Consider the following 23,307-nt stretch of genomic DNA (forward strand, 5'->3'; position numbering starts at 1 on the left):
CCAAGTCCAGGAGGACATGAACATGGCTAAGAACCGCAGTGAACTTGTCGCAGAGGTCGCCGAGAAGGCCGGCACCACCAACGCCGCCGTCAACGGGGTGCTGGACGCGATGTTCCAGGTCTTCGAGGAGTCCGTCTCCGCCGGTGAGAAGATCACCATCCCGGGCTGGCTGGCCGTCGAGCGCACCGACCGCGCCGCGCGCACGGGCCGCAACCCGCAGACCGGTGAGACCATCGAGATCCCGGCCGGCCACGGCGTCAAGCTGACCGCTGGTTCCAAGCTCAAGGCGGCCGTGTCCAAGAAGTAGGGACACCCGCGGGTCCGTTCCGGACCCTCTCCATGGCTTCGTCCGAAGGGGCGGCCCCCGCCGGGGGCCGCCCCTTCGGCGTGCTCGGCCGGGGTGCCCGCAATTGGCCGGGCCCGCGCGGTGCCGCACATAATGGGAGCACCGAGCCGGCCGGTGCGCCGGGGAGGGGACGCGCGCACGCGGCCCCGCCCACGGCCGGCCTCCCGGGCCGCGGCAGGACGTCCGGCGCCCCCTGGACGCCGCCGACCGTCCCGGTCCGGCGGCCCCCGTACCGACGGCCCACCGACGCCACGCCCGGCACCCGAGGAGACAGCACACCATGCGCACCACACGACGCGCCGCCGCCCTGCTGGCGGCGGGCGCCCTCACCGTCCTGACCGCCCTGCCCGCCTCCGCCCACGACGAGCTCACGGCCGTGACCCCCGAGCCCGGCTCGGCCCTGACGACCGCGCCGCAGGAGCTGGAGCTCACCTTCTCCGGCCAGGTCATGGACATCGGGCACCAGGTGCAGGTCACCGACTCCGAGGGTCGCTCCGTGACGGACGGCCCGCTCGAGACCGTGGGGAACCGGATCGTCCAGCCCCTGGCCGACGCCGGGCCCGAGGACGAGACCTACCAGGTGGTCTGGCGCGTCGTCTCCAGCGACGGGCACCCGATCGAGGGGACCTTCGCCTACGAGGTCGGGACCGGCGCCGAGCCCTCCCCGGGGGTGAGCCCCACGGCCGAGGTCCCCGCCGACCAGGCGCAGAACGCCGCGGACCGGGCCACCTCCGGTGCCGCCCCCCTCTGGCTGGTCGCCGTCGGCGGCGCAGCGGTGGCCCTGGCCGTGCTCGGCGCGGTGAGCATCGCGTCCCGCCGGCGCCGCAGGGGGTGAGCGGGGCGCGCCCGCCCGGCCGGGCCTCCGCGCGGGCGGGACCCGGGCGCGGACGGATTTGCGCGGCGGGGGACAATGGACGGAGCTGCCCCGACGCCGTGGGGCGGATGGAGGAGACACACCATGAGCACCAGGACGGCCGAGCGCGCCGACCACGGGACGGCCGCGCAGCCGGGCGGCCGGGGACTGGACCCCTGGCTGCTCGCGGCCGTGCCCGTCGTGGCCCTCACGGCGCTCGTCGTGGCGATGGCCTGGACCGGGTCGGGCGACGCCCGGCTCGCCGCCGACCCCGGGGCGCTGGTCCGCTGGGGCCTGCCCGCCGCCGAGCTCGTGCACAACGGCGCGCTGGTCGTGGTGCTGGGCGCTCTGCTCTTCGCGGTGGGGATCGTGCCCAGCGCCCGTGGCGGCGGCGGCCGCGGCCGGGCGGGCGCCGGGGACGGGGCCACGGCCCCGGAGCACCCGCTGTTCACCGCGACGCTGCGCCTGGCCGAGGCCGCGGCCGTGGTGTGGACCGTGGCGGCCCTCACCGTGCTCGTCCTGTCCTACTCCGACGTCGCCGGCGTGCCCGTGGGCGGGGACGGGACGTACACCCAGCAGCTGCTGCACTACGCCACGGACATCCCCACGGGCCAGGCCCAGACGGCGATCGTCGTGGTGGCCGCCGTGGTGACCACCCTCGTCTTCGGGGTCCGGGCGCTGCTCGGGCTCCTGCTCACCCTGGCCCTGTCCTGCGTCGCCCTCGTGGCGATGGCCCTCAACGGCCACTCGGCGGGCGGCGACGACCACATGGGCGCCGTCAACTCCCTGGGCCTGCACCTGCTGGGCGCGTGCCTGTGGACGGGCGGGCTCGTGGTGCTGGCCTGGCTCTCGCCGCAGCTGAGCGCCCCGGACGCCGGCACCGGCACGCTGCCCGAGGGCGCCGCCCGCGGCCGCGCACCGGCCGGCACCCGGGGCCGCGCGCCGATCGCGGTCGTGGTGCTGCGCCGGTTCTCCGCCGTCGCGTTCGGGGCCTTCTTCCTGGTGCTCCTCTCCGGGACGGTCAACGCGGCGGTGCGGATCGGGTCCTGGGACCAGCTCTCCAGCGGATACGGCGGGCTCGTGCTGGTCAAGGCCGCCCTCACCCTCGCCCTGGGACTGGCGGGCCTGGCCCACCGCCGGTGGCTGGTCCCCGCGCTCGAGGCCGGCCGGCTCACGGCCCGCCGCGCGGTGTGGCAGCTGGTGCTCGGGGAGCTGCTGGTCATGGGCGCCGTCATGGGCGTCGCCGTGGCCCTGTCCCGGACGGCGCCGCCGGTGCCCGAGGAGCTCGCCCCGGACGCCTCCCCGGCCCTGATCCTCACCGGGTACGAGCTGCCCCCCGAGCCGACCGCTGCCTCCTGGTTCACCACCTGGCGCGTCGACTGGCTGTGGCTCGCCGTGTGCGCGTTCCTCGCCCTCGTCTACCTCTGGGCGTTCGTGCGCGTGCGCCGGCGCGGGGACACCTGGTCCGTGCTGCGCGCCCTCTCGTGGCTGACCGGGCTCGGCATCCTGTTCTACACCACCTCCGGCGGGGTCGCCGTCTACGGCCGGGTCCTGTTCTCGGCGCACATGGTCGAGCACATGACGCTGACCATGGTGGTGCCGATCTTCCTCGTCCTGGGCTCCCCGGTCTCCCTGCTGCTCAAGGCCCTGGAGCCCCGGCACGACGGCTCCCGCGGGCCCCGGGAGTGGATCCTGCGCCTGGTGCACTCCCCGTTCGGCCGGGTCGTGACCCACCCCATTTTCGCCGCCGTGAACTTCGCCGGCTCGATCCTCGTCTTCTACTTCACCCCGCTGTTCCACTTCACGCTGCACTACCACGTGGGCCACGTGTTCATGGTCGTGCACTTCCTGATCACCGGGTACCTGTTCATGCTCGTGCTGATCGGCAGCGACCCGATCCCGTACCGCCCCGGCTACATGATGCGCCTCGTGCTGCTGCTGGCCACGATGGTCTACCACGCCTTCGTGGGCGTGGCCCTGACCGGCTCGGACACCCTGCTGCAGGCCTCCTGGTTCGGCAACACCGGACGCGACTGGGGCCGGTCCGCGATCGAGGACCAGCAGTTCGGCGGTGCCCTCATGTGGGGGATCGGCGAGTTCCCCACCGTCGTCGTCGCGGTCTCCGTGGCCGTCCTGTGGGCGATGGCGGGGAGCAAGGAGAACCGCCGCGTGGACCGCCAGGCGGACCGCACCGACGACGCCGAGCTCAAGGCCTACAACGACATGATGGCCGGGCTCGCGGAGCGCGACGGCCGCGCCGCCCGCCGCTGAGCCCCGCACCCACCGCACCCACCCGAAAGGACCCGTTCCCCATGCGCCTCACCTCCCGCGTCCGCGCCTCCGAACTGCAGGGCCGCGCCTGGCTCAACACCGGCGGCCAGGACCTGGACCTCGCCGCCCTGCGCGGCAAGGTCGTGATCCTGGACTTCTGGTCCTTCTGCTGCATCAACTGCCTGCACGTGCTCGACGAGCTGCGGCCCCTCGAGGAGCGCTTCTCCGACGTCCTCGTCACCGTGGGGGTGCACTCGCCGAAGTTCGAGCACGAGGCCGACCCGGAGGCGCTCGCCGCGGCCGTGGACCGCTACGAGGTCCACCACCCCGTGCTCGACGACCCCGAGCTGACCACCTGGGACGCCTACACGGCCCGGGCCTGGCCGACCCTCGTCGTCGTGGACCCCGAGGGCTACATCGTGGCGCACCTGTCCGGGGAGGGCCACGTCCAGGGCCTCGTCTCCGTCGTCGAGGAGCTCGTGGCCGAGCACGAGGCCCGGGGCACCCTGCACCGCGGCGACGGCCCCTACGTCCCGCGCCCGGCGCCCGAGGGCGACCTCCGCTTCCCCGGCAAGGTCCTGCCGCTGCCGGACGGCTCCTTCCTCGTCTCCGACACCGGCCACCACCGCCTCGTCCAGCTCGGCAACGACCTGGAGACCGTCCGGCGCGTGATCGGCGCCGGGCAGAAGGGCCACGAGGACGGGGACGCCGGGAGCGCCCGCTTCACCGAGCCGCAGGGCCTCGCCCTGCTGCCCGGGGACGTGCGGACGGCGGTCGGCTACGACGTGGTCGTGGCCGACTCCGTGAACCACCGGCTGCGCGGCGTGGAGCTCGCCACCGGCGCGGTGCGCACGGTCGCCGGCAGCGGCGTGCAGCGCCTCCTCGACGAGGAGCGCGCCCGGGGCGCCGAGCCCAACGCCGTGCCCGAGGGCGCGGACCCGCTGAGCGTGGCGCTGTCCTCCCCGTGGGACGTCGTGTGGTCCGCCCGGGCCGACCGGCTCGTGGTGGCCATGGCCGGCACCCACCAGCTGTTCTCCTTCGACCCGCGCAGCGGCCAGCTCGCCGTGCTCGCCGGCACCGGGGACGAGGGCCTCAAGGACGGGCCCGCCGCCGAGGCGTGGTTCGCCCAGTCCTCGGGGCTCGCCGAGGACCACCTGGGCAACGTGTGGATCGCCGACTCGGAGACCTCCGCCCTGCGCGTGCTCCGGTTCGGCGACGACGGCGCCGTCACGGTCTCGACCGCGGTCGGGGAGGGACTGTTCGACTTCGGCTTCCGCGACGGCGACGCCGGCCAGGCGCGGCTGCAGCACTGCCTCGGCGTGGCCCAGCTGCCCGACGGCTCCGTGGCCGTGGCGGACACCTACAACGGCGCCGTGCGCCACTACGACCCGCGGACGGGCCAGGTCGCCACCCTGGCCCGCGGCCTGGCCGAGCCCTCCGACGTGCTCCTGGACGTCTCGGGGGAGGAGCCGCTGCTCGTCGTCGTCGAGGCCAACGCCCACCGCCTGGTCCGCGTGCCGATCCCCGCCACCGCCCAGCGCGTCGACGAGGGCGCGGCGCAGACCCAGCGCGCGCGCACGAAGTTGGCCCCGGGCGCGCTCTCTGTCGACGTGCGCTTCGCGGCGCCGACCGGGCAGAAGCTCGACGACCGGTGGGGCGACCCCACGCAGCTGAAGATCTCGTCCTCCCCCGAGGCGGCGCTCGTCGAGGGGGCCGGCACGGCGCAGGGCCTGCGCCGTGAGCTCGTGCTCGCGGAGGGCGTCACCGAGGGCGTGCTGCACCTCACCGCGCGCGCCGCGGCCTGCGACGGCGAGCCGGGCGGGGAGATCCCCGACCACGCCGCCTGCCACCTGTACCAGCAGGACTGGGGCATCCCGTTCGTGCTGGACGCCGAGGGCGAGGCCGAGCTCGTGCTGGACCTGCGCGGGGTCAACTGAGCCCTGCCGGCGGGCCGGCGCCGCCCCGGGACCCCGCGTCCGGGACGGCGCCGGCCCGGGGCCGCTCGTGCGGCGGCCTCAGCCGCGCGGGGTGACCCGCACCGTCGAGCCGTCGACGGCGAGCTCCGCGGCGAGCTCGAACGGCACGGTCCGCTCGAGCCGCTCGACGTCGCCCGTGAAGAGGTCCAGGGAGTCGAACGCGATCCGGGCGGTGCCGCGCGCCGGTTCCAGCGACCAGCCGCCCTCCGCGCCCGCCTCGATCCGCGGGTCCGGATAGGACTCGATCGTCCACTCCACGTCTCCCTGGACCCGCCCGTCGAACTCGTAGGAGAACGGGCAGCCCGTGGGGAAGAGGGTGCTCTGCTCGGCGCAGCCGTCGAGGTGCTCCTGCAGCCGGCGGTCCACCTCCTCCTCGAGCGCCGTGGTGGGCCGGGGCTCCAGCACGATCTCCGCCTCCTGGCCCGGGCCCGTCAGCACGGTGCTCACCGGCTCGGCCTCCAGGAACTCGGAGGTGTAGGAGGCCGTGTAGGTCCCCGGGAAGAACGCGGAGAACTCCCCGGAGGAGTCCGGCAGCGCCACGGACATGCCGTTGATGTCCACGGAGGTCACGCCCGGCAGAGCGACCGTCAGCGTGGGCAGCGGGGTCTCGTCGAAGGCCCACACGGTGAAGAAGCCCCACTGCGTGTCCACCGGGTGCAGGCTGAACTCGGAGCTGTGCCGCGTGCCGCCGACGCTGTAGTCGGCGCGCACCACGGCCCGCTCGCCGTCGTTGCTCACGGTGGACACCTCGACGTCCTCGAGCTCCTCGGCCGAGGCCTCCAGGGGGTCGCCGTCCAGCATCGCGGCGTTGGCCTCGGGGACCCGGGCGTTGAGCAGCCCGAGGGCCTGCCCGCCGTCGCCGTCCCGCAGCTGCTGGAAGTACGCCCGCACGTCCGTCTCCGGGCCGTACAGGTACTTGTTGACCAGGGCGATGGTGACGGCGGCGGCCGCCATCCCGAGCAGCACGAGGAACAGCCAGGCCCCGAGGGCCTTGAGCACGCGGGCGTTGGACTCCATCCGTTCACGCTAACCGATCCCCTCCCCGCCCGCCCGTCCACGGGGCCGCCCGCCCGCCCACGGTGCGGCACGGGGCGTCCCGTGCCGCACGGGACGCCCGGGCGGGTACGCTGGCGTGCCGCGGCCCCTCCCGCGCTCCGCCCGTCCCCGTTCCCCGTCTGGAGCTGACTCCCATGGCCGACGCCGTCCGGCAGGTCCCCGAGAAGTACGGCCCCGTCCGCGCCGTCCTCCGCCCGCGGCTGGGCGCCTACGGCCGGCGCCTGCTCGCCTGCCTGGCCCCGCTGCTCGTGGGCGCCGTGCTCCTGCTGCTGCTCTGGTCGCGGCGGCCCGCCCCGGTGGTCGCCGCCGTGCTCCTGGCGCTCGTGCTGCTGGCCGGCCTGGCCTGCTGGGTCCGGCTGCGCCCCGCGCTCGTGGTGCGGACCGACAGCCACGTCCTGCGCTCCCGCACCGTGGGCTTCGCCGCGACACCGCTCGCCCGGGTCGACCACGTCGTCACGGTCGGGGCGCTGCACCGCTCGGCCGGCAGCCCGCGGCGGGCCGGCCGGCCCCACCTGTGGGCGGCCGGACCGTCGGGCCGCCGCGTGCTGGCGCTGGACGGCGTGGTGTGGGACGGGCGCACGCTCGAGGAGGTGGCCGAGGCCCTGGGCGCGCCGCGCACCCACGTGGAGCACACGACCGCCCGGGAGGCCGCCGCGCGCTGGCCCCGGCTGGTGCCCTGGCGGCTCAAGCACCCGGCGGCGGCCTCCGCCGCGTCCTCCGCGGGGCTGCTCGCCGTCCTCGCGCTCGTGCTCTGGCTCCTGCTCGGCCTGCCGGGCGCGGACTGAGCCGGCACGTGCGAGGAGCCCGCCGCCCGGGGCCGGGCGGCGGGCTCCTCGTGACCGGGGGAGCGGTCAGCCGGCGGCGGCCAGCTGCTGGCGGGCCCGGTCGATCTCGGCCTTGCGCTCCTCGGTCGCCTCGCGGGTCAGCTCGGCACCGGCCTCCGCGTCCCGGGTGAGGTTCTCCCCGGTCTCGGGGTCGAAGACGTGCATCCGGCGGGTGTCGATCCAGATCCGCCCCTGGGTCCCGCCGCGGATGCGGGAGGTGGCGTCCAGCGACACGACGATCTGCGGGTGCATCTCGTCCCCGTCCAGGTCCTGCGCCAGCTCGTCGAGCTTCGCCTTGACGGTCTCGTCCTGCTGGTAGTTGATGTAGCCGTACTGCTCGTTGCCCATCCACTCCGTGTGGGTGAACTCGGCGTCGAAGGTGGTGCCGCGGGAGACCTTCGCCTCGTCCACGAACTTGGCGTCCTCGAAGTGCTCCGGGCGCAGGCCCAGCAGCACGATCCTGTCGTCCCCGGGCAGCTTGCCCGCGGCCTGCTGCGGCACCGGGAAGTCGCCCAGCGGGGTCTCGAACACGTCGCCGCGCACGTGCGCCGGCAGGAAGTTCATCGACGGGGAGCCGATGAACCCCGCCACGAACAGGTTGGCCGGCTGCTCGTAGAGCTCCCGGGGCGAGGCGATCTGCTGCAGGATGCCCTTCTTGAGCACGGCCACGCGGTCGCCGAGGGTCATGGCCTCGGTCTGGTCGTGGGTCACGTAGACCGAGGTGATGCCCATCCGCCGCTGCAGCTGGGCGATCTCGGTGCGCATCTGGCCGCGCAGCTTCGCGTCCAGGTTGGACAGCGGCTCGTCGAACAGGAACGCGTCCGCGTCCCGCACGATCGCCCGGCCCATGGCCACGCGCTGACGCTGACCACCCGAGAGGTTGGCCGGCTTGCGCTCCAGGTGCTCGTCGAGGTCCAGCGTCGACGAGGCGTGGCGCACCTTCCGGTCGATCTCCTCGTCGGAGAACTTCCCCTTGGACAGCCGCAGCGGGAAGGCGATGTTCTCGTAGACGGTCAGGTGCGGGTACAGGGCGTAGTTCTGGAACACCATGGAGAGGTTGCGCTCGCGCGGCTCCTTCTCGTTGACGCGCTCGCCGTTGATCAGCAGGTCCCCCGAGGTGATGTCCTCGAGGCCCACGATCATCCGGAGCAGCGTCGACTTGCCGCAGCCGGAGGGGCCCACGAGGATGAGGAACTCGCCGTCGGCGATGTCGATCGAGACGTCGTTGACCGCGGGGAAGCCGTCGCCGTACTTCTTGACGAGATGGTTGAGGGTGATGGATGCCATCTGGGACTCAGTCCTTCGTTCGGTTCGGGAAAAGCGTCGGAGGCGGGCGGGCTCAGCCCTTGACCGCGCCCTGGGTCAGGCCGGAGACGATCTGGCGCTGGAAGAGCAGCACCAGGATCACCACCGGGATGGTGACGATGATGGCCGCCGCGGAGATCGCGCCCGCAGGGTCCTCGAACTGCGAGGCGCCGGTGAAGAACGCGAGCGCCGCGGGCACCGGACGGGCAGCCTCCGTGGAGGTGAGGCCGATGCCGTAGACGAAGTCGTTCCAGGCGATGAAGAAGGCGATGATCGCGGTGGTGAACACGCCGGGCAGGGCCAGGGGCACGATCACCTTGGTGAACGCCTGCCAGGTCGTGGCGCCGTCCACCTGGGCGGCCCGTTCGAGGTCCCACGGGATCTGCTGGAAGAAGGCCGTCAGGGTCCAGATGGAGATCGGCAGGGTCAGCGAGAGGTAGGGGATGATCAGGCCGGGCCACGTGTCGTAGAGGCCGATCTGGCGCCACAGGTTGAACAGCGGGGTCACGATCGAGACCACGGGGAACATGGACACGGCCAGGGCGACCGTCAGGATCAGCTTCTTGCCGGGGAAGTCCAGGCGGGCGATCGCGTAGGCGCACAGCGTGGCCAGGACGACCGCGATGAACGTCGCGATCAGGCAGATGCCGATCGAGTTCCGCAGCGAGGGCAGGAACAGGTCGCGGGCCGAGCCCACGAAGAGCGCCGAGTAGTTCTCGCCGACCCACTCGGTGGGCAGGAACTTCCCGGAGGACAGGTCCGCCGGCGCCTTGAAGGACGTCATCAGGATCGAGGCGACGGGGAACAGTGCGTAGATCAGGACCAGGACCGAGACGACGGCCCAGCCGACCTTGTGCTTGGTGGACATGGGCGATTACCTTCCCTTCCCGGCGCCGGCGAGATCGACCTTGAACACCTTGATGGCGAGGAAGGCGATCAGCAGCACGCAGACGAACAGGATCACGGAGATCGCGGAGCCGAGCCCGATCTCCAGTCGGCCGATGGACGTGCGGTAGGCCAGCAGGGACAGCGTCTCGGTGCCGTACTGGCCCTGGGTCATGATGAAGATGTTGTCGAAGATGCGGAAGGCGTCCAGGGCGCGGAACACGACCGCCACCATGATCGCGGCCTTCATGTTGGGCAGGATCACCCGGGACATCCGCTGCCACCAGGTGGCGCCGTCCACCCGGGCGGCCTCGGTGTACTCGCTCGGCACCTGGGCCAGGCCCGAGAGCAGCAGCAGCGAGATGAACGGCGTGGTCTTCCAGATCTCGGAGGCCATGATCACGAACAGGGCGGACCAGGTGTTGGAGAACCAGTTGAAGTCCGGGCCGATGCCCGGCACCCAGGAGAACCAGTTGTTGACGTAGCCGGTGGTGATGTCGAACGCGTAGAACCACGCGAAGGCCGAGACCACGGTGATGATGCCGTAGGGCACCAGGATCGCGGTGCGCAGCAGGCCCTTGGTGCTGCGGATCGCGTTGTTCATCACGAGCGCCAGGGCGAAGCCCAGGACGAGCTCCACGATCACCGTGACCACCGTGATGAGCACCGTCACCCCGAGGTCCCGCCAGAACACGATGTCGGACAGGACCGTGGTGTAGTTGCCGGCGAAGACGAACTCCCTGTTCCCCGGGTCGGTGAGCCGGAACGAGAAGAGCGAGTCCCACAGCGCCTGCAGGATCGGGTACATCGTGACCAGCAGCATCACGATGAACGCCGGTCCGGCGAGCATCCAGCCCAGCTTGCGCTCGGAGCGGGCGCGGTCGGACATCGCCGGCTTGGCGCTGCGGCGCCCCGTCACGGGCGCGGGCGCGGCCTCCCGGGGACCGGTGCCGGGAGCGTTGGGGTTGACGACGGTGCTCATAGCAGCTTGTCTCCCTTCAGGACGGCCTCGATGAACGCGGAGGTATCACGGGGCGTGTTCTCGGTGACGGACGCCGGTGGCGTCCACTCCTGCTGGATGGCGGTGGAGACCTCGTTGTAGTACGGGGTCTGCGGACGCGGCGCCGCCTGGTCCAGGGACTCCCGGATGGTCTCGTACATCGGGAAGGCCTCCCGGACCTCGGGGTCCTCGTACGCGGCCTCGGACGCCGCCGGGTTGCCGTTGGTCACGAAGTAGTACGCCTGGTTCTCCGGCTGGACGATGCACTCCACGGCCTCCCACGCGAGGTCCTGGTGCTCCGACGTGGCGCCCACACCCAGGTTGATCCCGCCCAGCGGGGGAGCGGAGGGCTCGTCCGGGTCCACCCGCGGCCACAGGGCCCAGCCGATGTCCTCGAACATGGACCGCTCCACGGTCCCGCCCTCCACGGCCGCGGCGGTGGCCGCGTAGATGAAGGGCCAGTTGACCATGAACGAGCCGTTGTCGGACTGGAACTCGATCATGGACGTGTTCTCCGTGGAGGTCGGCAACCCGGGCCCGCCGAGGCCGTCCCGGCCGATGGTGCCCACGATATCGGCGGCCTTCAGCGCGGCCTCCGAGTCCATGCCGATCACGATCTCGTCGGCCGGGGCCTCCGGGTTCTCGATGATCTCGCCCCCGGCGGACTTGATCAGGCCGTTGACCCACACCGTCATCGACTCGGCCGACGTGCCCTGCACCCCCAGGTACTTGTCCTGCTCCCGGGCGGCGTCCATGATCTGGTCCCAGGTCACGGGCTCGTCCATGTTCAGGCCGGCGGCCTCCGCCACGGACTCCCGGTACCAGAGCAGCTGCGTGTTGGCCCAGAACGGCACCGAGACCAGCTCGTCCTTCCACATGGCGCCCTCGAGCGGGCCGGCCAGGACGTCCTGGGTGGTGGCCTCCTCGACGTCGCCCGGCACGGGCGCCAGGAACCCGGGCTCGGCCAGCTCCGGGATGAAGGGCGGGTCGAGGCTCATGATGTCCATCGTCGTGTCCCCGGCGGCGAGGCGCCGGGCGAGCTGCTCGCGCTGGCCGTCGGCGTCGCGCGGGAGCAGCGCCGTCTCGATGTTGTACCGGCCCCCGGACTCCTCCGAGCACTGCTGGGCCAGTTCGGCCTGGCCACCGGCGTCCGGATTGATGTACCAGGTGAGGGTCGGGGTGCCGCCGGCGTCGGCGTCACCGCAACCCGTCATGATGAGGGCGCCCACGGCACCCAGGGCGGTGGCGGCACCGAGCCGTCGCCTCCCGGAGGTCCTGTGGGGGTGTGAGGTGGTGGTCAACTGTCTGTTCCTCCCCTTCGGCGATGTGGCGGCCCGCGAGGGACGTCGAAGGGATCCTGTGGGACCCGCTCGGCGGGACGGTCGGTGGTGCGTGCTGCCGATCGACCACCACTCCTGCGCGGAACTTCAGTGTATGAGTGCGTTACCTCACAAACCAGTAACCTGTGTGTTTGCGAACGAGCGCCGTCTGTGCTTCCAGGGCGCGGGTCCGCGGCTCAGGAGAGCAGCAGGGCCACCCCGGCCATGGTCAGCATCGCGACGACCGTGGTCAGCAGCACCGTGTCACGGCACAGCTGCTCGGCGCGGCCGTAGCGCACCGCCGCGATGTAGATGTTCTGGGCGGTGGGCAGCGCCGCCATGACCACCACCGCGTAGAGCAGGTGCCCGTCCAGGCCCAGCACGAACCTCGCGAACAGGAACGCGAGCAGCGGGTGGAGCAGCAGCTTCAGCAGGCAGGCCAGCACCACGTCCCGGCGCGGGCCGGCCCCGGCCCGCAGCGGCACCGCGCCCACCAGGGAGATCCCGAAGGCCATCAGCATCGCCGGGATCGAGGCCCCCGCCACCAGCTCCACGGGCTCGTGCACCACCTCGGGCAGCCGCCAGCCGGTCACCGCGAAGAGGATCCCCAGCCCCGAGCCCACGATCATCGGGTTGGTCACCACGTTGCCCAGCACCGTGGCCGGGCTCGGGCGGCGGCCGTCCGTGAGCGTGTCCATGATCGTCAGGTACACCGGCGTGTTGAGGGCCAGCTGGAACAGGATGACGGGCACCACCATGGTCGCGTCGCCGAGCACGAAGACGGCGATCGGGATGCCCAGGTTGGCGGAGTTCACCTGGGAGGCGGCCTGGGCGCCCATCAGCGTGGTGGCCGCGTCCCTGCGCAGCACCCAGCGGGCGATCGCGGCGTAGACCAGGGTGGTGGCCACGGCCGAGACGGCGGCGACCAGCAGCGGGGCGGAGAGGATCCGGCCGATGTCGGCCTCGGAGATGGTCAGGAACAGCAGCGGCGGACTCGCCACGTAGAAGGCGAACTTGCTCAGCACCAGCTGCCCCTGCGGGCCCAGCACCCGGCGCCGGCCCACCACGTACCCGGCCCCGATGACGGCCCACACGATGAAGAACCCCGAGAACACACCGGCCACGGGGCCCTCCTTCGAACCGTCGGAACCCGCGGACCCGGGCCCCTACAGTTCTATCCCATGCCCGGGGTCCTCCCGGGCAGGGCGGGCCGCGTCAGGCGGGGGGCAGGTCGGCCCGGGCCGCGGCGAGGGTCCGGGACAGCGGGGGGCGGGCGACGCCGTCGAGCAGCGCCTCCGCCGGGTCCCCGCCGAGATCGGCGATCCGGTTCCGTGCGTCCACGTGCACCACGCGGGGGACGTGGGCGCGGGCCTCGGCGTCGTCCATCTGGGCGTAGCTGATGAGGATCACGAGGTCGCCCGGGTGGACCAGGTGCGCCGCGGCGCCGTTGATCCCGACGACGCCGGAGCCGCGCTCGCCGGCGATGGTGTAGGTCTCCAGGCGGGCGCCGTTGGTGACGTCCACGATGGAGACGAGCTCGCCCGGCAGGATGTCGGCGGCGTCCAGGAGGTCCTGGTCCACGGTGACCGAACCGACGTAGTGGAGGTCGGCCTGGGTCACGACGGCCCGGTGGATCTTGGCCTTGAACATGGTGCGCAGCATGACGGGAGATCTGCTCCTCGTGGGCGGGGTGCGGGGGCCGGCCCCGGGCGTTCGGCGGGCGGGGCGCGGGAACATCCTACGCCGGGACCCCCGGGCACGACGAACGCCCCGGCCCTTCGAGGGCGCGGGGCGTTCGGTGCGAGAGCGGCTGACGGGAATCGAACCCGCGTATCAGGCTTGGGAAGCGTGCGCTCTACCATTGAGCTACAGCCGCGCATCCGTGCTCCGTCCGGTGCGTGCACCGGACGAGGACACCACCACACTGTACACCACCTGCCGCGGCCGGGCGGGGGCGGGACACGGTTCCGGCCGGCCGGCGTGCGATACCTTGGGGACCGTGCTGATCTCTGACCGCGACATCCGCCGGGAGCTCGACGGCGGCCGGGTCGTCCTCGAGCCCTACGACCCCGCCCTGATCCAGCCGGCCAGCATCGACGTGCGGCTGGACCGCTGGTTCCGGCTCTTCGACAACCACAAGTACGCGCACATCGACCCCTCCGTGGAGCAGCCGGAGCTCACGCGGCTCGTGGAGGTCGAGCCGGACGAGGCCTTCGTCCTCCACCCGGGGGAGTTCGTCCTGGGCTCCACCTACGAGAAGGTGAGCCTGCCGGACGACATCGCCGCCCGCCTGGAGGGCAAGTCCTCCCTGGGGCGCCTGGGGCTGCTCACCCACTCCACCGCCGGGTTCATCGACCCCGGTTTCTCCGGGCACGTGACCCTCGAGCTGTCCAACATGGCGACGCTGCCCATCAAGCTGTGGCCCGGCTCCAAGATCGGCCAGCTGTGCTTCTTCCGGCTCTCCTCACCCGCCGAGCACCCCTACGGGGACGGGGCGTACGGCAACCGGTACCAGGGCCAGCGGGGTCCCACGGCCTCCCGCAGCCACCTCGGGTTCTCGCGCACCAGCATCTGAGGGCCCCGAGTCCGGGGGCCCGGCATCCGCGGGCCCCGCGGCTGTGGCCCGCGCCGGGGCTCAGCGGTGCCCGGCGGCCCGGGGCCGCTCGGGGGCCGCGGTCTGCTCGGGGTCCCGGGCGCCGAGGAGCAGCAGCAGGCCCGCGCCGATCACCAGCAGGATGCCCAGGATCCCCCAGCGCTGCGCCCCCAGCACCGAGACGAACACGGCGAACAGGGTGGGCGCCAGGAAGCTCACGGCCCGGCCCGTGGTGGCGTAGAGCCCGTACAGGGCGCCCTCGTGGCCGGTCCGGGTGAGCCGGCCCAGGAACGTCCGGGAGGCCGACTGCGCCGGGCCCACGAACAGGCACAGGAGCAGCCCGCAGACCCAGAACGCGGCCGTGCCGTCGAGGAACAGCAGCGGGGTGCCCGCCAGGAGGATGCAGACCAGGGACGCGACGATGACCCGCTTGGGCCCCACCCGGTCGTCGAGCCGGCCGCCCACGAGCGCCCCCACGCCGGCGGCCACGTTGCCGACGATCGCGAAGACGATGACCTCGGAGAGGGTGAAGCCGAAGGTGCCGGCCGCGATGACGCCGCCGAACGTGAACACGGCGTTGAGCCCGTCCCGGAACACGGCGGAGGAGAGCAGGAACCACAGCGTCTGCGGGGCGTCCCGGTACAGCCCCCGCAGGGTCGCCCACAGCTGCCGGTAGGACGCGGCCACGGACGGGCGCGGGCCCCGTCGGGTGGGCCGGATCTCCGGCACCACGACCAGGACGGGGATCGAGAACAGGGCGATCCACAGGCCCGAGAACAGCGCCACGGCCCGCACGTTGAGCGCGTCCTCCTCGGGGATGCCCAGGAAGCCGGGGGTGACGAAGCCGAACAGGACGATCGCCAGGGCCACGATCCCGCCGAAGTAGCCCAGCGCCCAGCCCTGCCCGCTCACGCGGCCGATGTGCTCGCGGCCCGCGATGCCGGGCAGCATCGCGTTGTAGTTGACCACCGCGAACTCGTCGAAGACGTTGGCGAGCGCCAGCAGCGCGACCCCCAGGTAGAGGAACGGGTACTGGGGGTAGACCAGGAAGCACAGCGCGGTGAGCAGGGCGGTGAGCATCGTGTTGACGCCCAGCCACAGCTTGCGGCGCCCCGCGCCGTCGCTGCGCTGGCCCACCACGGGGGCCAGCAGGGCCACGACGACGCTCGATGCGCCGATCCCGTAGCCCAGCACCTGCGTGGCGTGGTCCGCTCCGCCGAACGGGTCGCTGGTGAGGTAGACGGTGAACACGAACGTGGTCATCACGGCGTTGAAGGCCGCGGAACCGGCGTCCCACAGGCTCCAGGCCCACACGTGCGAGCGGCGGGGCGTGCGGGGTGCCGCGGGGAGCGCGGAGGGCGGGGTCGGGGAACCCGGGGGAGCGGTGTCCATGGCTGTCATGCTAGGCCTGCCGTGCCCCCTCGCGGGGCAGGACCCGCGAGACCCCGCCTGCGCGGCCCCTCCTCCCGGCGCGCGGCGGAACGGCGCGGAACACAGTCGAGAGGCCGTTTGGTAGGCTGGTCCTCCCCGGGGGCGCCCCGGACACCCCGTGACCGCACAGGTCCTCCGTGCCCGCGTCCGGGTGCCACGACGCCCGCCCGCCGACACTCTCCCCGCCCCCGGAGGCGATCGATGACCGCTGTGCTCCTGCTCCACGCAGTGACGGCCGTCGTCGCGCCGTTGCTGTTCGCGCGGATGGGGCGCAGCGCCTTCTACGTCCTGGCCGCGGTGCCCTTCACCGGCTTCGTGTGGCTGCTGGCCTCCGCCCCGCGCGTCTACGGTCCCGGCGGCGGCTGGACCGAGGGCGGGCAGTGGATCCCGTCCCTGCGGCTGGACCTCGTGCTGCGGATGGACGCCCTGGCGTGGACCATGTCCCTGCTCGTGCTCGGGGTGGGCTCCCTGGTGCTGTTCTACTGCGCCCGCTACTTCAAGCCCGGGGCCGGCGACCTCGGCGGCTTCGGGGCCCAGCTGCTCGCCTTCGCCGGGGCCATGTTCGGCCTGGTGACCGCCGACGACATGCTCCTGCTGTTCGTCTTCTGGGAGATCACCACCGTCCTGTCCTTCCTGCTCATCAGCTACAGCCGGACCCGCCTGTCCGCCCGCCGGGCGGCGCTGCAGGCCCTGGTGCTCACCACCGCCGGCGGGCTCGCCATGCTGGTGGGCATCGTGATGCTGGGCCAGGCCGCCGGCACCTACCGGATCTCCGAGGTGCTCGCGGCGGCGCCCGCGCTGGCGCAGCGCGGCACCCTGGTGGACGTGGCCGTGCTCCTGCTGCTGGTGGGGGCCGTGACCAAGTCCGCGCTGATCCCGCTGCACTTCTGGCTGCCCGCCGCGATGGCGGCGCCCACGCCGGTGTCCGCGTACCTGCACGCCGCCGCGATGGTCAAGGCCGGCGTGTACCTGGTGGCCCGCTTCGCCCCGGGCTTCGCCGAGACGGCCCTGTGGCAGCCCACCGTCATGGTCCTGGGCCTGGGCACCATGCTCTTCGGCGGCTGGGCGGCGCTGAAGCAGTACGACCTCAAGCTGATCCTCGCCTACGGCACGGTGAGCCAGCTCGGCTTCCTCGTGGTGGTCGTCGGCCGGGGCGCGGCGGACACGGCGCAGGCGGGTCTGGCCATGCTGCTCGCGCACGGGCTGTTCAAGGCCACGCTGTTCCTCGTGGTCGGGATCATCGACCACCGGGCGGGCACCCGGGACATCCGGCGGCTGTCCGGGCTCGCCCGCCGCGTGCCGGTGCTGTTCGCCGTCTCGCTCGTCGCCGCGGCCTCCATGGCGGGACTGCCGCCCCTGGCCGGCTTCGTGGCCAAGGAGTCCGTGCTGACCGCGTTCGCCCACGAGGTGGACAGCGCGGCCGGAATCGCGGTGCTCGCCGGGCTCGTCGTCGGCTCCGTGCTGACCTTCGCCTACAGCGCCCGGTTCGTGTGGGGCGGTTTCGCGCAGAAGTCCGCCGCGTTCTCCGAGCTCGACGCCGGGGTGGGCGGCAAGGCCGTGATCAGCGACATGCAGCGCGTCGAGCCGGCGTTCCTCGCCGCCCCGCTCGTGCTCTCCGTGCTCACCGTGGTCTTCGGCCTCTGGCCGCAGCCGGTCAACGCCATGCTGCAGCCCTACGTGGACCAGTTCCCCGTTGCGGGGGAGCACGAGTTCTACCTGGCCCTGTGGCACGGGCCGACCCCCGCCCTCGGGCTGTCGGCGCTGATCATCGCGGGCGGGCTGCTGATGTACCTCGCCAGGCGCCGCGTCGCCGACCTCCAGCGCGCCCTGCCCTCGATGCCCCGGGGCGAGCTGCTCTACCGGCGGGCCGTCAACGGCCTGGACCTCGCGGCCGTGTGGATCACCGGGCGCACGCAGCGCGGTTCGCTGATGTTCTACCTCTCGGTCATCCTCGTCACGGCGATCGTCGTGCCCCTCGTGGGCCTGGTCGTGGAGGAGACCCCGCCGCTGGGGGCCCTGCGGGTCTCGGACGGACCGGCCCAGCTGATCGCCGGCGTGGCCATGGTCGTGGCGGCCCTGCTCGTGCCCCTGGCCACGAAGCGCTTCCTCGCCGTGCTCCTCGTCTCGGTCACGGGCTACGGCCTGGCGCTGCTGTTCGCCCTGCAGGGCGCCCCGGACCTCGCCCTGACGCAGACGCTCGTCGAGACCGTCCTGCTCGTGGCCTTCGTGCTCGCGCTGCGCTCGCTGCCCGCCCCGCTGTGGCACCGCAACCCCGCCGGGCGCCGCCTCCTGCGCGGCACCATCGCCGTGTCCTTCGGGCTGTTCATGATGGCGCTCGCGGCCTTCAGCATCTCCTCCCGCACGGCCGAGCCCATCTCCCGGCAGCTGCCGCGGATGGCCTACGAGATGGGCGACGGCCAGAACGTCGTCAACGTCATCCTCGTGGACATCCGCGCGTGGGACACGTTCGGGGAGATCACGGTGCTGGTGCTCGCCGCGACCGGCGTGGCGTCCCTGATCTTCGTCACGGGGCGCGGGGACCGGATCGTGCGCTCCGGCGACGACCCGACCACCGAGCAGCTGCGGATCATCCGCCGGCGCAGCTCGGCGGCCGTCGTCCCGTCCGGCGGCAGCCTGGACGCCGTCCTCGACCGCCGGGCCGCCGAGGACCCGGCGGAGGACGCGTACCTGCTGGCGGGACGCACCCTGGCCCCCGAGCGGCGCTCCATCGTCTTCGAGGTGATCACCCGCCTGCTCTTCCACACGTTCATGATGGTCTCGCTCTACCTGCTGGTCGCCGGGCACAACGACCCCGGCGGCGGCTTCGCCGGCGGGCTGATGGCCGGGCTGGCCCTGACCGTGCGCTACCTCGCGGGCGGTCGCTACGAACTGGAGCGGTCCACCCCGATCAACGCCGGCACGATGCTCGGGACCGGGCTGGCGCTCGCCGCGCTCTACGCCCTCACCCCGGTGTTCCTGGGCGGCTCCGTGATGCAGAGCTACACGGTGGAGGTGGACCTGCCGGTCTTCGGCCACGAGAAGTTCGTGTCCGCGCTGGTCTTCGACGTGGCGGTCTACCTGATCGTCGTCGGGCTCGTCCTCGACATCCTGCGCTCGCTGGGCGGGCGGATCGACGAGCGGATCGAGGAGGACGCCGTGCGCCGTGACCGGCGCACCTCGGGGCGCGGCACGCGCATCCGGGTCACGCGGCAGCGGCGGGCGGCGTCCGGGGTCGCCGGGTCGTCCGTGGCCGCGTCGGCGACGTCGCCCATCCCGATCACGACGGCCGGCGCGGGCGCCGGCGAGGGGAACGAGCACCGATGAGCGTGAACCTGACCCTGCTGGTCGTGATGGGCGTGCTCTACGCCGTGGGGGTGTACCTGCTGCTCGAGCGCTCGCTCACCCGCGTCCTGCTCGGGCTGATGCTGCTCACCAACGGTACGAACCTGCTGATCCTGCACGCGGGCGGCGTCCCGGGCCTCGCGCCCCTCTACGACGGGTCGGTCCCCGCGGAGGACTACAGCGACCCCCTGCCCCAGGCGCTGATCCTCACGGCCATCGTGATCTCCCTGGCCGTGACCGCGTTCCTGCTGGGCATGATCTACCGCTCCTGGGTGCTCGGGCGCCGGGACGAGATCCAGGACGACGTGGAGGACCGGCGCGTGGCGCGGCAGTCGTCCTACGACGTGGAGGACGACGCCGAGGTCCCCGCCGACACGACCGAGTTCGACGAGGCGCCCCGCCGCTACGACCCCGACGAGGCCCTCGAGGCCCCCGGGGCCCCGGCGACCCGACGGGAGGAGCCCCGATGACCGTCCACCTCGCGCAGCTGGCCCCGCTGGCCGTCATCATCCCCTTCCTGGGCGCGGCCCTGGGCCTCGTGCTGCTGCGGCGCAACGCCCTGCAGCGGGCCGTGGCGATCGGCTCCCTCGTGCTGACCCTCGCGATCGAGGTCGCCGTGCTCACGAGCACGTGGGAGGCCGGCCCCCAGGCCGTCCACCTGGGCGGCTGGGCGGCGCCCTGGGGCATCGTCATGGTCGTGGACCAGCTCTCGTCCCTGATGCTCGTGGTCTCCACGGTCGTCTCGCTCGCGGTGCTGGTCTACGCCAGCGGGCAGGGCGTGGCCGACGGCGACAAGGAGGGCCCGATCTCGATCTTCCACCCCTCCTTCCTCATCCTCGTGGCCGGCGTGTCCAACGCCTTCCTCGCGGGCGACCTGTTCAACCTGTACGTGGGCTTCGAGATCCTGCTGACCGCGTCCTACGTCCTCATGACGATGGGCGGGACGGTCCAGCGGATCCGCACGGGCGTCACCTACGTGGTGGTCTCCGTGATCTCCTCGGTGCTGTTCCTGATCACCATCGCGATGGTCTACGCCGCCACGGGCACCATCAACATGGCCGACCTCTCGGGGAAGCTCGCGGACCTGCCCGTGGGCACCCAGATGCAGCTGCACCTGATGCTGCTCATCGCCTTCGGCATCAAGGCCGCGGTCTTCCCGCTGTCCTTCTGGCTGCCGGACTCCTACCCCACGGCCTCCGCCCCCGTCACCGCCGTGTTCGCCGGGCTGCTGACCAAGGTGGGGGTCTACTCGATCATCCGCACGGAGACCGTCCTGTTCCCGGGGGAGCAGCTCGACACCCTCCTGATGTGGGTCGCGCTGCTCACCATGGTCGTGGGCATCCTCGGCGCGCTCGCCCAGATCGACCTCAAGCGCATGCTCTCCTTCACCCTCATCAGCCACATCGGGTACATGATCTTCGGGGTGGCGGTGGGCACCCAGGAGGCGATGTCCGCGACGGTCTACTACGTGGCCCACCACATCGTGATCCAGACCAGCCTGTTCCTGGTGGCCGGGCTGATCGAGCGCCGCGGCGGGTCCACCAACGTGGACCGGCTCGCGGGCCTGGCGAAGATCTCCCCGCTGCTCGCCGTGCTCTACCTCGTGCCCGCGCTCAACCTCGGCGGGATCCCGCCGTTCTCCGGCTTCCTCGGCAAGACGGGGCTCCTGCAGGCCGGTGTGAACCGCGGCGACCCGCTCGCCTACGTGCTGGTGGCCGGCTCCGTGGCGGTCTCCCTGCTGACCCTGCTGGTCATGGTCCGCGTGTGGAACCGCGTCTTCCTGCGCACGCCGCAGGACGCGGAGTATCCGGACCCGATCCTGCTGGCCCCGGTCCCCGCGGGATCGCGCTTCCTGCTCACCTCCGGCGCCGTCGACGACCAGGATGGCCGGTTCTCCGGCAAGGGCGACGTGCGGCTGATGTCCCCCTCGATGCTCGGCAGCGCCTCCGCGCTCGTCGTCGTGGGCGTGGCCCTCACCGTCTTCGCGGGACCGCTGTTCCAGCTGGCGGACAACGCCGCCGAGAACCTCGTGCGGCCCGAGCGCTACGTCGGTGCCGTGCTGGACCCCGGTTCGGCCCCCCGCCCCGTCGTGGAGGAGGCCCCGTGAGCCGGCGACCCAAGAACTCCCTGCTCGTCGAGCTCCCGCTGCTGGTGTGGCTGGTGTTCGTGTGGGGCGCCCTGTGGGGGGACTTCGGCCCGGGGAACCTGATCCTCGGCGCGGTCCTGGCCCTGCTCGTGACCTGGGTGCTCTACCTGCCCCCGGTCCAGCTCTCGGGCCGGTTCGACCCGCTGCAGTTCGCCCTCTTCGCCGTCACCTTCGTGTGGCAGGTCGCGAAGGCCAGCGTGGAGGTCATGCTGATCGCGGTCCTCGTGGGCCCCCGGGCGCGCAACGCGGTGGTGGGCGTCGGCCTGCGCACGCGCTCGGACCTGCTCCTCACGGCCACCGGCCACACCATGACCCTGATCCCCGGCTCGCTCGTGGTGGAGGTCGACCGCGCCACGGCCACGCTGTACTTCCACGCGCTCAACGTCCGCACCCCCGAGGAGGCCGAGTCCTTCCGCCGGTCGGTGCGGCAGGTCGAGGCCGCGTGGATCCGGATCATGGGCTCCCGGGAGGAGCTCGCCGCCCTGCGGGCCGAGCGCCGCGGGGGAGGCCGTGCGGCCGCGGAGCAGCGGGACAGCGCCGCGATCGGCTCCCCGGTCACGGCCGGGCAGCAGATCGTGGGCGGCCGTCGGACGGACGTCCCGACCGAGACCCCCGAGGAGGACCGCCCGTGATGGAGATCGCCGTGGCCGTGGCGGCCGTGCTGCTCAGCACGGCCACCGCAGGCGCGCTCTACCGCCTCGCCAAGGGCCCGTCGCTGCTGGACCGCGTGGTGGCCACGGACGTGCTGCTGGCCATCGTCGCGGCCGCCCTCGCCGTGGAGATGGCCTACCACGGCCACCTCGACAACCTGATTCTCATGGTGATCGTCTCGCTGGTCGGCTTCATCGGGTCCGTCACGGTGGCGCGCTTCGCCACCCAGACCGCCGAGCACGGGAAGTGAGCGCCGTGCTGGACACCGTCCTGGACGCCGCCGCGGCCGTGTGCATGGTGCTCGGCGCGCTCATGTCCCTCGCCGCCGCGATCGGCCTGGTCCGGTTCCCGGACCTGCTGACCCGCATGCACGCCGGGACCAAGCCGCAGGTCTTTGGGCTGCTGCTGCTGCTCACGGCCGTCGCCCTGGAGAACAGGGACCCGGTCATGGTCCCGCTCATCGTGCTGGGCTGGGTCTTCCAGCTGCTCACCGTGCCGGTCTCGGCCCACATGGTGGGCCGCTCCACGTACCGCACGAAGCACCTCAACCGGGCCACGCTGACGCAGGACGACCTGCAGGAGGTGCTCAACCGCACCGGCGAGCGGGGCACCGGCGAGCCGGGCCCGGCCGGGCCACCGGCCGCGGACGGCCGGCGCGCCGACGGCCGGCACGTCGACGGACAGCAGACTGACGGATCGGGGCGGACGCGTTAGGCTGGGCACGATCGACCGGGCGCACCCGCGCCGCCCCGACGACAAGGAGCAGCAGTCCATGAACACGAAGATCCTCGAACTCGCCGGCACCGGCCTCTCGCTGGGCGGTGTGGCCCTGTCCCACAAGGTGCTCGGCTCGGTGTGGACGCGCGCCACCGGCAACCCGCCCCCGGCCAAGAACCCGGACCCGGACGAGGCGTGGACCGGCATCATCATCTGGTCCCTCGTCACGGGGCTCGTGGGCACCGTCATCAAGGTCGCCATCTCCCGCCAGGTCGCCAAGATGGAGAACGAGGACAAGCCGAAGGCCAAGAGCCAGGCCGAGGTCTGAGTTCCGCAGGCACCTCGTGAGGGGGCCCGTTCCGCCGGACACCGCATCGGTCCCCGGCGGGACGGGCCCCCTGCGCGTGCGGGGAGCAGGCCGGTGCGCGGCCGGGGTAGACTCGGGGCACTGAACGACAGGGGAGCGCTGCCCGCCGGAAGGCCGGCGCGGCGCTGAGAGTGCGGATCGCCGCAGACCCTCGAACCTGCTCCGGTTAGCACCGGCGAAGGGAGTCGAGCATCTCAGGGGTGCACCCCGGGTGCGCGCCGACGG

Annotated in this window: 21 protein-coding genes, 1 tRNA gene and 1 riboswitch; of the genes, 13 read left to right on the forward strand and 9 right to left on the reverse strand. The window is 72.7% G+C overall.

The annotated features are described in order from the left end of the window. The first annotated feature begins 22 nt into the window (after window positions 1-22). The 4 genes from RE027_RS06050 to RE027_RS06065 all read left to right on the forward strand — a co-directional run bounded on the left by RE027_RS06050 (window position 23) and on the right by RE027_RS06065 (window position 5,407). Window positions 23-307 (forward strand): HU family DNA-binding protein, encoded by a 285-nt coding sequence (locus RE027_RS06050; protein ID WP_031282576.1) that lies wholly within the window; start codon window positions 23-25, stop codon window positions 305-307. Window positions 308-626: 319 nt separating this feature from the next. Then, window positions 627-1,181, forward strand: coding sequence for a copper resistance CopC family protein (locus RE027_RS06055; protein WP_368807353.1), 555 nt, complete (start codon window positions 627-629; stop codon window positions 1,179-1,181). Between the two features lie 123 nt (window positions 1,182-1,304). Continuing rightward, window positions 1,305-3,470 carry a bifunctional copper resistance protein CopD/cytochrome c oxidase assembly protein gene (locus RE027_RS06060; protein WP_368807354.1) on the forward strand — a complete coding sequence of 722 codons (2,166 nt, stop codon included), beginning with the start codon at window positions 1,305-1,307 and terminating at the stop codon, window positions 3,468-3,470. Between the two features lie 41 nt (window positions 3,471-3,511). After that, window positions 3,512-5,407 (forward strand): NHL domain-containing thioredoxin family protein, encoded by a 1,896-nt coding sequence (locus RE027_RS06065; RefSeq protein ID WP_368807355.1) that lies wholly within the window; start codon window positions 3,512-3,514, stop codon window positions 5,405-5,407. 78 nt (window positions 5,408-5,485) lie between these two features. Here RE027_RS06065 and RE027_RS06070 read toward each other — a convergent pair whose 3' ends face one another. Next, a complete protein-coding gene (locus tag RE027_RS06070) occupies window positions 5,486-6,463 on the reverse strand; it encodes a zinc ribbon domain-containing protein (RefSeq protein WP_368807356.1) in 978 nt (325 codons plus the stop codon). A 173-nt stretch (window positions 6,464-6,636) separates the two neighbouring features. Between RE027_RS06070 and RE027_RS06075 the strand changes: the two genes are divergently transcribed. Continuing rightward, the gene (locus tag RE027_RS06075; protein WP_368807357.1) at window positions 6,637-7,287 is read left to right on the forward strand and encodes a hypothetical protein; all 651 of its coding nucleotides are present in this window, start codon (window positions 6,637-6,639) and stop codon (window positions 7,285-7,287) included. A 66-nt stretch (window positions 7,288-7,353) separates the two neighbouring features. Here RE027_RS06075 and RE027_RS06080 read toward each other — a convergent pair whose 3' ends face one another. The 7 genes from RE027_RS06080 to RE027_RS06110 form a co-directional block, all read right to left on the reverse strand. Further along, on the reverse strand, window positions 7,354-8,613 hold the full coding sequence (locus RE027_RS06080) for an ABC transporter ATP-binding protein (RefSeq protein WP_368807358.1): 1,260 nt from the start codon (window positions 8,611-8,613) through the stop codon (window positions 7,354-7,356). Between the two features lie 52 nt (window positions 8,614-8,665). Further along, entirely contained in the window at window positions 8,666-9,499 is an 834-nt protein-coding gene (locus tag RE027_RS06085) for a carbohydrate ABC transporter permease (protein ID WP_368807359.1), read from the reverse strand. 6 nt (window positions 9,500-9,505) lie between these two features. Then, a complete protein-coding gene (locus tag RE027_RS06090; protein WP_368807360.1) occupies window positions 9,506-10,498 on the reverse strand; it encodes a carbohydrate ABC transporter permease in 993 nt (330 codons plus the stop codon). After that, a complete protein-coding gene (locus RE027_RS06095; protein WP_438612418.1) occupies window positions 10,495-11,817 on the reverse strand; it encodes an extracellular solute-binding protein in 1,323 nt (440 codons plus the stop codon). The genes RE027_RS06090 and RE027_RS06095 overlap by 4 nt, the downstream gene beginning before the upstream one ends. A gap of 215 nt (window positions 11,818-12,032) precedes the next feature. After that, window positions 12,033-12,959, reverse strand: a complete 927-nt coding sequence (locus RE027_RS06100; protein ID WP_368807361.1) for an AEC family transporter — start codon at window positions 12,957-12,959, stop codon at window positions 12,033-12,035. A 91-nt stretch (window positions 12,960-13,050) separates the two neighbouring features. Continuing rightward, complete coding sequence (gene panD, locus RE027_RS06105) at window positions 13,051-13,497, reverse strand: aspartate 1-decarboxylase (RefSeq protein WP_368807362.1); 447 nt, start codon at window positions 13,495-13,497, stop codon at window positions 13,051-13,053. 143 nt (window positions 13,498-13,640) lie between these two features. Beyond that, a tRNA-Gly gene (locus tag RE027_RS06110) sits at window positions 13,641-13,711 on the reverse strand. Window positions 13,712-13,834: 123 nt separating this feature from the next. Here RE027_RS06110 and dcd point away from each other — a divergent pair. Next, window positions 13,835-14,410, forward strand: coding sequence for a dCTP deaminase (gene dcd, locus RE027_RS06115; RefSeq protein ID WP_368807363.1), 576 nt, complete (start codon window positions 13,835-13,837; stop codon window positions 14,408-14,410). Window positions 14,411-14,470: 60 nt separating this feature from the next. On the opposite strand, the gene RE027_RS06120 is transcribed toward dcd, so the two are convergent. After that, window positions 14,471-15,820: an MFS transporter gene (locus RE027_RS06120; protein WP_368807364.1), complete on the reverse strand. Its 1,350-nt coding sequence runs from the start codon at window positions 15,818-15,820 to the stop codon at window positions 14,471-14,473. Between the two features lie 240 nt (window positions 15,821-16,060). Here RE027_RS06120 and RE027_RS06125 point away from each other — a divergent pair, with 240 nt between their 5' ends. From RE027_RS06125 to RE027_RS06155, 7 genes are read left to right on the forward strand one after another with little or no spacing between them, the layout of a single operon-like run. After that, window positions 16,061-19,183 carry a Na+/H+ antiporter subunit A gene (locus RE027_RS06125; RefSeq protein ID WP_368807365.1) on the forward strand — a complete coding sequence of 1,041 codons (3,123 nt, stop codon included), beginning with the start codon at window positions 16,061-16,063 and terminating at the stop codon, window positions 19,181-19,183. After that, window positions 19,180-19,671, forward strand: a complete 492-nt coding sequence (locus RE027_RS06130) for a Na(+)/H(+) antiporter subunit C (protein ID WP_368807366.1) — start codon at window positions 19,180-19,182, stop codon at window positions 19,669-19,671. Before RE027_RS06125 ends, RE027_RS06130 begins: the two co-directional genes overlap by 4 nt. Then, a complete protein-coding gene (locus RE027_RS06135) occupies window positions 19,668-21,308 on the forward strand; it encodes a Na+/H+ antiporter subunit D (RefSeq protein ID WP_368807367.1) in 1,641 nt (546 codons plus the stop codon). Before RE027_RS06130 ends, RE027_RS06135 begins: the two co-directional genes overlap by 4 nt. Next, window positions 21,305-21,979 (forward strand): Na+/H+ antiporter subunit E, encoded by a 675-nt coding sequence (locus tag RE027_RS06140; RefSeq protein WP_368807368.1) that lies wholly within the window; start codon window positions 21,305-21,307, stop codon window positions 21,977-21,979. The genes RE027_RS06135 and RE027_RS06140 overlap by 4 nt, the downstream gene beginning before the upstream one ends. Further along, window positions 21,976-22,248 (forward strand): MrpF/PhaF family protein, encoded by a 273-nt coding sequence (locus RE027_RS06145; protein WP_368807369.1) that lies wholly within the window; start codon window positions 21,976-21,978, stop codon window positions 22,246-22,248. Before RE027_RS06140 ends, RE027_RS06145 begins: the two co-directional genes overlap by 4 nt. 5 nt (window positions 22,249-22,253) lie before the next feature. Next, the gene (gene mnhG / locus RE027_RS06150) at window positions 22,254-22,712 is read left to right on the forward strand and encodes a monovalent cation/H(+) antiporter subunit G (RefSeq protein WP_368807370.1); all 459 of its coding nucleotides are present in this window, start codon (window positions 22,254-22,256) and stop codon (window positions 22,710-22,712) included. Between the two features lie 58 nt (window positions 22,713-22,770). Further along, window positions 22,771-23,043 carry a DUF4235 domain-containing protein gene (locus RE027_RS06155; RefSeq protein WP_368807371.1) on the forward strand — a complete coding sequence of 91 codons (273 nt, stop codon included), beginning with the start codon at window positions 22,771-22,773 and terminating at the stop codon, window positions 23,041-23,043. Window positions 23,044-23,162: 119 nt separating this feature from the next. Next, a riboswitch (TPP riboswitch) is annotated at window positions 23,163-23,283 on the forward strand. Window positions 23,284-23,307 lie beyond the last annotated feature (24 nt).

The organism is Kocuria sabuli (genome assembly GCF_040981185.1).
GTDB lineage: Bacteria > Actinomycetota > Actinomycetes > Actinomycetales > Micrococcaceae > Kocuria > Kocuria sabuli.

Coding starts and splice junctions, on each gene's coding strand:
- panD (WP_368807362.1), bottom strand. CDS start 13,497: ATGCTGCGCACCATGTTCAAGGCCAAGATCCACCGGGCCGTCGTGACC.
- RE027_RS06135 (WP_368807367.1), top strand. CDS start 19,668: ATGACCGTCCACCTCGCGCAGCTGGCCCCGCTGGCCGTCATCATCCCC.
- RE027_RS06050 (WP_031282576.1), top strand. CDS start 23: ATGGCTAAGAACCGCAGTGAACTTGTCGCAGAGGTCGCCGAGAAGGCC.
- RE027_RS06055 (WP_368807353.1), top strand. CDS start 627: ATGCGCACCACACGACGCGCCGCCGCCCTGCTGGCGGCGGGCGCCCTC.
- RE027_RS06090 (WP_368807360.1), bottom strand. CDS start 10,498: ATGAGCACCGTCGTCAACCCCAACGCTCCCGGCACCGGTCCCCGGGAG.
- RE027_RS06120 (WP_368807364.1), bottom strand. CDS start 15,820: ATGGACACCGCTCCCCCGGGTTCCCCGACCCCGCCCTCCGCGCTCCCC.
- RE027_RS06080 (WP_368807358.1), bottom strand. CDS start 8,613: ATGGCATCCATCACCCTCAACCATCTCGTCAAGAAGTACGGCGACGGC.
- RE027_RS06085 (WP_368807359.1), bottom strand. CDS start 9,499: ATGTCCACCAAGCACAAGGTCGGCTGGGCCGTCGTCTCGGTCCTGGTC.
- RE027_RS06070 (WP_368807356.1), bottom strand. CDS start 6,463: ATGGAGTCCAACGCCCGCGTGCTCAAGGCCCTCGGGGCCTGGCTGTTC.
- RE027_RS06075 (WP_368807357.1), top strand. CDS start 6,637: ATGGCCGACGCCGTCCGGCAGGTCCCCGAGAAGTACGGCCCCGTCCGC.
- RE027_RS06065 (WP_368807355.1), top strand. CDS start 3,512: ATGCGCCTCACCTCCCGCGTCCGCGCCTCCGAACTGCAGGGCCGCGCC.
- RE027_RS06130 (WP_368807366.1), top strand. CDS start 19,180: ATGAGCGTGAACCTGACCCTGCTGGTCGTGATGGGCGTGCTCTACGCC.
- RE027_RS06125 (WP_368807365.1), top strand. CDS start 16,061: ATGACCGCTGTGCTCCTGCTCCACGCAGTGACGGCCGTCGTCGCGCCG.
- RE027_RS06060 (WP_368807354.1), top strand. CDS start 1,305: ATGAGCACCAGGACGGCCGAGCGCGCCGACCACGGGACGGCCGCGCAG.
- RE027_RS06155 (WP_368807371.1), top strand. CDS start 22,771: ATGAACACGAAGATCCTCGAACTCGCCGGCACCGGCCTCTCGCTGGGC.